Origin of the sequence: Pseudomonas sp. 22072 (assembly GCF_052046095.1) — a bacterium.
GTDB classification, from domain to species: Bacteria; Pseudomonadota; Gammaproteobacteria; order Pseudomonadales; family Pseudomonadaceae; genus Aquipseudomonas; species Aquipseudomonas paracarnis.
In genome coordinates, this window is record NZ_JBQEQE010000006.1 from 198,876 (window position 1) to 207,351 (window position 8,476).

General features: G+C 59.8%; 8 protein-coding genes. 2 read left to right on the forward strand and 6 right to left on the reverse strand.

The features are described from left to right. Positions 1-28: 28 nt before the first annotated feature. A complete protein-coding gene (locus tag ACTJLA_RS08800; protein ID WP_314545706.1) occupies positions 29-589 on the reverse strand; it encodes a HutD family protein in 561 nt (186 codons plus the stop codon). Then, a complete protein-coding gene (gene hutC / locus ACTJLA_RS08805; RefSeq protein WP_230182974.1) occupies positions 586-1,296 on the reverse strand; it encodes a histidine utilization repressor in 711 nt (236 codons plus the stop codon). Before hutC ends, ACTJLA_RS08800 begins: the two co-directional genes overlap by 4 nt. 147 nt (positions 1,297-1,443) lie before the next feature. Between hutC and ACTJLA_RS08810 the strand changes: the two genes are divergently transcribed. Then, positions 1,444-2,808, forward strand: coding sequence for a formimidoylglutamate deiminase (locus tag ACTJLA_RS08810; RefSeq protein WP_314545703.1), 1,365 nt, complete (start codon positions 1,444-1,446; stop codon positions 2,806-2,808). 126 nt (positions 2,809-2,934) lie between these two features. Here ACTJLA_RS08810 and ACTJLA_RS08815 read toward each other — a convergent pair whose 3' ends face one another. The 4 genes from ACTJLA_RS08815 to ACTJLA_RS08830 all read right to left on the reverse strand — a co-directional run bounded on the left by ACTJLA_RS08815 (position 2,935) and on the right by ACTJLA_RS08830 (position 7,656). Continuing rightward, positions 2,935-3,504, reverse strand: a complete 570-nt coding sequence (locus ACTJLA_RS08815) for a lipocalin family protein (protein ID WP_034117302.1) — start codon at positions 3,502-3,504, stop codon at positions 2,935-2,937. Between the two features lie 30 nt (positions 3,505-3,534). After that, on the reverse strand, positions 3,535-3,789 hold the full coding sequence (locus ACTJLA_RS08820) for a hypothetical protein (RefSeq protein WP_003187823.1): 255 nt from the start codon (positions 3,787-3,789) through the stop codon (positions 3,535-3,537). A 176-nt stretch (positions 3,790-3,965) separates the two neighbouring features. Continuing rightward, a complete protein-coding gene (locus tag ACTJLA_RS08825) occupies positions 3,966-4,976 on the reverse strand; it encodes a class 1 fructose-bisphosphatase (protein WP_003187818.1) in 1,011 nt (336 codons plus the stop codon). A 229-nt stretch (positions 4,977-5,205) separates the two neighbouring features. Continuing rightward, entirely contained in the window at positions 5,206-7,656 is a 2,451-nt protein-coding gene (locus tag ACTJLA_RS08830) for a glycogen/starch/alpha-glucan phosphorylase (protein WP_314545695.1), read from the reverse strand. Positions 7,657-7,893: 237 nt separating this feature from the next. Between ACTJLA_RS08830 and ACTJLA_RS08835 the strand changes: the two genes are divergently transcribed. Further along, positions 7,894-8,328, forward strand: a complete 435-nt coding sequence (locus ACTJLA_RS08835) for a YkgJ family cysteine cluster protein (RefSeq protein WP_003187815.1) — start codon at positions 7,894-7,896, stop codon at positions 8,326-8,328. Positions 8,329-8,476 lie beyond the last annotated feature (148 nt).

Below are 8,476 nucleotides of genomic sequence, written 5' to 3' on the forward strand. Positions count from 1 at the left end.
ATCGCAGGCAAGCCAGCTCCCACAGTTTTTAACCGCGTGCGGTCAGTTCGATGATGCAGCAGCGGCCTGTGACCGATATTTCCAGCAGTTCAGTGTTACCGTCCACTTGCAGGCAATCGTGGTGGCCGAGCTTTTCACCCAGCACCTTCACCTCGTCCGCCACGCTGAACACCAGCACCGTCTGCGCAGTACTGAAAAACTGCTGCACGCCATCCATCCACTGCAAGCGTGCATGGTAACGCTCGGGCGAATAGATCAGATTGAAGTCGCGGATCGGCCCGGTGATCAAACGGCATGACACCTGGCTTTCGCCCTTGAACGCGAACGGCTGCAACGGTAACAACCCGCGCTGCTCCTCACCGTCTACGGTCAGCACCATGCCGGCGCCTTTGATCACCGTAATCACGCGCTGGTAACCGGCGAAGGTGGAGAACCCACCCGACTCGGCGATATCAGCAATCGACAAACGCCAGCCAAATCCATCCAGGCCAGTGCCGGCGTCGCGACTGATTTCTTCGGTACTGCCGCCGCCGTTCTTCCACGGCATGCGCACGTAGTCGGCGGCGCGCCAGACGTTGATCTCACTCATTTACTGAAGCGTCCTTCGAGGCTGTGACGGGAACCGGGGTGGATCAACCGCGCCGCAGTCACCGGCTGGCGACCCGACCAGGTGCGTCGGCGAATCAACAGGCACGGCTCGCTCGGCTCGATCTGCAACAACTTGCACTCGGCGGCATCGGCGAGAATCGCCTCAACCACATGCTCACCCTCAGTCAACGGCGCGACCTGGTTCAAATAGGCATACGGGGTTTGCTGGGTGAAGTCCTGCTGCAGGTATTCCGGCGCGACCAGGGCGTTGACGAAACGGTCTTCGATTTGCACGGGAATGTCGTTCTCGTAATGCACGATCAACGAGTGAAACACCCGCCCGCCTTCGCGCATTTCCAAGGCAACGGCGCGTTCGGAACCAGCAGCTTCTTCGCCCAGGGTGATGACCTGGCAGGTGTGCCGATGCCCGCGGGAGGCGATTTCATCGGCGATGTTGTGCACTTCAAACAGGGCCGACTGGCTTTTCGGCTCGGCAACAAACGTACCCACACCCTGCATACGCACCAACAAGCCTTCGGCGGTCAGCTCGCGCAGGGCACGGTTGATGGTCATGCGGCTGAAGCCCAACTCGCTGACCAGCTCGCTTTCCGACGGCACGCGGTAATGGGGCGGCCAGTTGCCGTTGAGGATCTGCTGGCTGATCATCTGTTTGACGCGGGCATACAAGGGCGCCGGACTTTCGTCCATGTGGGCAGCCAGCGAAGAGTTGGCGGGCGGAGTCGGCACAGGGAATCCTTGCAGGGGAAAAAGATGCATAGATTGCCGGAGTTTACCGAGCAGGCAAACGTCTGTATATGTATATACAAATAAACACACGACCGGGGTGCCTTGATCATGTCCGCTTTCTTTGCCGAACGCGCACTGCTGCCTAATGGATGGGCCAACGATGTACGTCTTGAAGTCAGCGCCGATGGCCTGCTGACAAAGGTTGAGCCCAATGCCAGTGCAGAAGGCGCGGAACGGCTCAGGGGCCCGGTGTTGGCGGGCATGCCGAACCTGCACTCCCATGCCTTCCAACGCGCCATGGCGGGCTTGGCCGAAGTGGCCGGCAACCCCAATGACAGCTTCTGGACCTGGCGCGACTTGATGTACCGCATGGTCGGCAAGATCAACCCCGAGCAGTTACAGGTCATCGCCCGTCAGCTGTATATCGAAATGCTCAAGGCCGGCTACACCTCGGTGGCCGAGTTTCATTACGTGCACCACGATCTCAGCGGCCAGCCCTATGCCGACCGTACGGAGCTGTCCCGCCAGATCAGCCAGGCGGCCGCCAGCAGTGGGATCGGCCTGACCTTGCTGCCGGTGCTCTACACCCACGCGGGTTTTGGTGGCCAAGCGCCGAATGAAGGCCAGCGACGGTTTATCAACAGCACGGAACACTACTTGAACCTGCAAGCACGCCTGCAGCCCATTCTGGCGGCACAACCGGCGCAGCAACTGGGCCTGTGCTTCCACTCCCTGCGCGCCGTAACCCCCGAACAAATCCATACCGTGCTGGGCGCCAGTGACAAAAACTGCCCGGTGCATATCCACATCGCCGAACAGCAAAAGGAAGTCGACGATTGCCTGGCCTGGAGCGGCAAGCGCCCGTTGCAGTGGCTGTATGACAACGTCGAGGTGGATGATCGCTGGTGCCTGGTGCATGCCACCCATGCCGATGCCGATGAAGTCACCCGCATGGCAAACAGCCGAGCGATTGCCGGTTTGTGCCTGACCACCGAAGCCAACCTGGGCGATGGGATTTTTCCGGCGGTGGACTTCCTCGCTCAGGGCGGCCGCATGGGCATCGGTTCCGACAGCCATGTGTCACTGAGCGTGGTGGAAGAACTGCGTTGGCTGGAATATGGCCAGCGCCTGCGCGATCAACGGCGCAACCGCCTATATCGCAGCGATCAGCCGATGGTGGGTCGCACGCTGTTCGATGCTGCGCTGGACGGTGGCGCACAAGCGCTGGGCCAGCCGATTGGTCGATTGCAAGTGGGCAAGCGTGCGGACTGGATAGTGCTGGACGGTAGCGACCCGTACTTGGCGACGGCCAGTGAGGATGGAATTCTCAACCGCTGGCTATTTGCCGGTGGTGATCGGCAAGTACGCGATGTACTGGTCAATGGCAAATGGGTGGTGCGAGATGGGCATCATGCTGGCGAAGAAGACAGCAGCCGGGCATTCACCCAGGTCCTGAAGGACTTGCTGAACTGACGACCAACCCATAACAACTGCGGGAGCTGGCTTGCCTGCGATACAGACACCTCNGGTGCTTCAGTTACACCGGGTTGATGCTATCGCAGGCAAGCCAGCTCCCACATTTGATTGAGGGGCCGCAAATTACTGAGACGTCTTCGCCATCTGCTTATCCGACGTGCGCCAGATCAACCGCGTGGTGTCATAGCCTTGCTGTCGCGCCCTGCTCAGCAGGTCTTCGCGGGTATCGGCACTCACCGTCGGCGTGCGCGACAGGATCCACATATAGCGACGGCTCGGGCTGCCGACGATGGCGGTCTTGTAGTCATCGCTGACATACAGCACCCAGTAGTCGCCCTTGGCAACGCCCGGCAACAGCGATGTAAACCAGTTATTGAATTCCACCCACAGTTTGTCGGTCTTGCCTGGCACCTGCGGCGTTGCCGTGCCTTTGGCCTCTTGCCACTTCCACTCAGGCGTCAGGCAGCGGTTGAAAACCGACATGTCACCATCAGGCAGCAAGGTGTAGCGGGCTTCGGATTGCGCACAGTTGCGCTGGAAGTACATCGGCAACCGGGCCAACTCATACCAGGTGCCCTGGTAACGCTTGAGGTTGACGTTGCTCGCAGTCTTGGGTTGCAGATCATCGCCAGAATGGCTGGCGCAGCCCGCCAAAAACAGGCTGGCGCAAAGGAACAAAACAAAACGCATCATTCTTCTTCTCCCGCAGGCTCGCGCCCCGGTTTACTTCAGGCCTTGCCCGGAAAACATCAGAACTTTGTCACCGGCGTACTGCACGCTGATAAAGCTGTTTTTATCGCCCCAGGTGCAGCTGGACATGCCCAGTGCGCCGGAACAATCGGTTGGCTTGCCCAGCAACGACTCCACCTCGGCCTTGGCCATGCCGGCCGAGAGCTTTTGGTAGTTTTCTTGGGTGACCTTGCTGCAAGCGGCTAAGAGCACGCAAAAAGCCAGCAGGGCGAGACGGCGTATAGACATGGAAAAGCTCCTGGAGAGACAAAGCAGCTGGGGTATCTGCCAGAAGCTTAGAAGGGAAAAGGGGTGTCTGGTTCCCGACGAGCGAAAACAAAAAAGCCCCGAAAACGCTGAAACGTTTCGGGGCTTCTTTAACGGTGATCCATCTCACAATACAGCGGCTCACCGCTCGTTACGGCTTACTTCTTGTGATAGGCCGTCACGCGCTCAACTTCTTCCTTCGAACCCAGGAATACCGCCACACGCTGGTGCAGGCCTTCAGGCTGAATGTCGAGGATGCGCTGGTGGCCGTCGGTGGACGCACCGCCTGCCTGTTCAACCAAAAACGACATCGGGTTGGCTTCGTACATCAGGCGCAGCTTGCCTGGCTTGGACGGCTCGCGGCTGTCGCGTGGGTACATGAACAGCCCACCACGGGTCAGGATGCGGTGTACGTCGGCAACCATCGCGGCCACCCAGCGCATGTTGAAATTCTTCTTCAGCGGGCCTTCTTCGCCTTCCATCAGTTCGTTGACGTAGCGCTTCACCGGTTCTTCCCAGTGGCGCTGGTTGGACATGTTGATGGCAAATTCCTGGGTAGAAGCAGGAATCGAAATGTCTTCGTGGGTCAGCACGAAGCTGCCCATTTCACGGTCCAGGGTGAAGCCCTTGACGCCGTCGCCCAGGGTCAGCACCAGCATGGTCTGTGGGCCGTAGATCGCGTAGCCGGCAGCAACCTGCTCGGTGCCTGGCTGCAGGAAAGCCTTTTCGTTCAGGGCTTCGTTCTGGCTCAGGTATTCGTTGGGGCAACGCAGTACCGAGAAGATGGTGCCGACCGGTGCGTTGATGTCGATGTTGGACGAACCGTCCAGTGGGTCGAACACCAGCAGGTATGCGCCCTTCGGGTATTTGCCTGGGATCTGGTAGGCATTGTCCATTTCTTCGGACGCCATGCCGGCCAGGTGGCCGCCCCATTCGTTGGCTTCGAGCAGGATTTCGTTGGACAGAACGTCCAGTTTCTTCTGCACTTCGCCCTGCACGTTTTCAGTGCCCATGCTGCCCAGGACACCGCCCAGTGCGCCTTTGGAAACGGCGTGGCTGATTTCCTTGCAAGCACGCGCCACCACTTCGATAAGGAAGCGCAGATCGGCAGGCGTGTTGTTGCTGCGGGTCTGCTCGATCAAATAGCGACTCAAGGTAACGCGGGACATGGAAGGCTCCGGAGAATGGGGGGCTAAAAACCCGCGCAGTTTAGCGCGAGTCGGGGCTGATTTCCTCTAATCAGAGGATTTAACGCCAATAGAGTTCACGACCCAACGCAATAGCCCTCTGCAGGAGCGAGCTTGCTCGCGAAAAACTCACACGCGCCGCGTTCATTCAGCAAGCACGCGTTATCGTTGGAGCTCTTCGCGAGCAAGCTCGCTCCTACAGGGGTATCAGTTAGTCGAGGGCTTTCCAGATCTCGGTGGCGTACTCGCGGATGGTGCGGTCAGAGCTGAACCAGCCCATGCGCGCCGTGTTGAGCACCGCCGAGCGCCACCAGGCCTTGGAGTCGTGCCAATGCGCCTCGACCCGCGCCTGCGCGTCCCAGTAGGCGTCAAAGTCGGCACACACCAGGAAGCGATCGTAGTCGATCAGCCCATCGATCAGGCCCACATAGCGGCCCGGGTCATCCGGCGAAAATACCCCACCACGGAGCGCTTGCAGCACGTCGTTCAAGCGATGGGACGCGGCGATGTCCGGCCCGGCGCTGAACTCGCCGGCGTGCTTGCGGGCTTCTACCTGCTGGGCGCTGAGGCCAAAGATAAACATGTGCTCGGCGCCGACCCGCTCGTGCATCTCCACGTTGGCGCCATCCATGGTGCCAATGGTCAGCGCGCCGTTGAGGCCGAACTTCATGTTGCTGGTACCCGACGCCTCAAAGCCGGCCGTGGAAATCTGCTCCGACAAATCCGCTGCCGGAATGATGCTTTCCGCCAGGCTGACGTTGTAGTTGGGCAGGAACACCACCTTGAGCAGGCCGCGTACGGTCGGGTCGTTGTTGACGGTGCGGGCGATGTCGTTGGTCAGCTTGATGATCAGCTTGGCCTGGTGATAACTGGCCGCTGCCTTACCCGCGAAGATTTTCACCCGCGGCACCCAATCGATGCCCGGCTCGGCACGGATCGCCTGGTACAGCGCCACGGTGTGCAGCAGGTTGAGCAGTTGGCGCTTGTATTCGTGGATGCGCTTGACCTGCACGTCGAACATCGCCGCCGGGTTGATCGCAATGCCCAGGCGCTCATGGATGATCTGCGCCAGTGCGCGCTTGCTGTGCAGGCGCTGTTCAGCGAACGCTTTGCGGAAGGCCGGTTTCTCGGCAAAGGGTTCCAACTCGATAAGACGCTGCTCGGGCTGGTCCAGAATATCCGGGCCCAGGGCTTCCACCAGCATATCGGTCAGCTTGGGGTTGGCCTGGTACAACCAGCGACGGAAGGTAATGCCGTTGGTTTTGTTGTTGATGCGCTCGGGGTAGAGCTTGTGCAGTTCGGAGAACACCGTGCTGCGCATTAGCTGGGTATGCAAACCGGACACGCCGTTGACGCTATGGGAGCCCAGGAATGCCAGGTTGCCCATGCGCACGCGGCGGCCGTTGTCTTCTTCGATCAGCGACACAGCGCGCAAGACATCAAAGTCGTGGATGCCTTTGGCACGCAGCGAGTCGATGTGCTGGGCGTTGATCAGGTAGATGATCTGCATGTGCCGCGGCAGCATGCGCTCCATCAAACCGACAGGCCAGGTTTCCAGGGCCTCGGGCAGCAAGGTGTGGTTGGTGTACGAAAGGGTCTCGACGGTGACATCCCACGCGGCTTCCCAGGGTACATCGTGCAGGTCGACCAGTTGGCGCATCAACTCGGCCACGGCGATGGACGGGTGGGTGTCGTTGAGCTGGATGGCGGCATGCTCGCCCAGGCTGAGCACCGAACCGTGCATGTTCTTGTGGCGGCGCAGCAAATCCTGCAGGGACGCGGAGACGAAGAAATATTCCTGGCGCAGGCGCAGTTCCTGCCCTGCTTCGGTGCTGTCGGCCGGGTAAAGCACTCGGGAGATGCTTTCGGCACGGGCCACCTCGGCGACGGCGCCCAAGTGGTCACCGGCGTTGAAGCGCTCCAGATGCAGGTCTTCTACAGCCCGCGCACGCCATAGGCGCAGGGTGTTGACGCTGGCGCCGCGCCAACCGACGACCGGCGTGTCATAGGCAACAGCACGTACGGTTTCGTTGGGCGACCATACCTGGATCATCTTGCCGGAGGCGTCCGCAACGGTTTCGACGCTGCCGCCAAAGCCAATCGGGTAAATCACTTCGGCGCGCTCGAATTCCCAAGGGTTACCGAAATCCAGCCAGCGTTCGGTCTGTTCCTGCTGCCAACCGTCGACAATGGCCTGGCGGAACAGGCCGTGTTCATAACGAATGCCATAGCCGTGGCCAGCAATGCCGAGGGTCGACATGCTTTCCATAAAGCACGCCGCCAGCCGGCCCAGGCCACCGTTGCCGAGCGCCGCGTCGGGCTCCAGCAGGCGGATGCGTTCCAGATCCACGCCCAGCTCCGACAGCGCTTCGCGAGCGATCTCCAGCACACCCAGGTTGCTCAGGCTGTCGTAGAGCAACCGGCCAATGAGAAATTCCAGGGACAGGTAATAAACGCGCTTCTGGCCTTTGCGATAAATACGTCGCGTGTGGTCCATCCAGTGATCGACCATCTGGTCGCGGGCGGCCAGCGCAATGGCTTCGAACCAATCATGGTCGAAGGCGTGATCCGGGTCCTTGCCCACCGCGTAGGTGAGTTTGGTCAAGACAGCATCGCGGAATGCGGCTACCTCTGCTTCTCGTGCAAGCGGTTCCTGAGACATCGGTGCGACCTCGGGCGAGATTGAAGGAGTTGCTAGAGCCTAGTCGGTCTGACAGACGGTAGACGTGCTGGTTCGGCAGTTTTTTAACTCATTCGCCATGGGCTGAATTTGATGCAGGGGTCGTGCCCGATCAGACCGTGGCTAAACCTTTGAGCTGAAACCTGCAAAATATTGTTCAAAAAACCACCAATCCCGGTATGATCGCGCGCCCGGATAACGCCCCACCTTGGAACCTTGATGAAGCCTCAACTGATCGCCGCCGCGGAACTCGACCGTCTAGAGACCTGGCAGAAATATTCCGCCCATATGTGCGGCGGCTGCGTGTCCAGCTGCTGCACGCTGCCGGTGGAGGTGAAGATCAAGGACCTGATCCGCATTGGCATCGTCGATGAGTTCGAGCGCGGCGATCCGCCGAAGAACATCGCCAAGCGTTTGCAGAAAGAAGGCATCGTCGAGCGGTACAACAACAAGTCCGAAATTTTTACCCTGCAGCGCATGAGCAACAACGACTGCCTGTACCTGGATCGTAAGACGCGCTTTTGCACTATTTATGACAAGCGCCCGGATACGTGCCGCAACCACCCGAAAATCGGGCCGCGGCCGGGGTATTGCGCGTATAAGCCCAAGGAAGTGGTGCGCGAGACTAACTTCAAGACCCTCGACAAGTTCTAAGTTTTTGATCGTTCCCACGCTCTGCGTGGGAATGCAGCTGTGGACGCTCTGCGTCCGCTCTTGAAAGCAGGACGCGGAGCGTCCCAAGCGGCGTTCCCACGCGGAGCGTGGGAACGATCACACGATCACAACACACAAACTGCAGGCA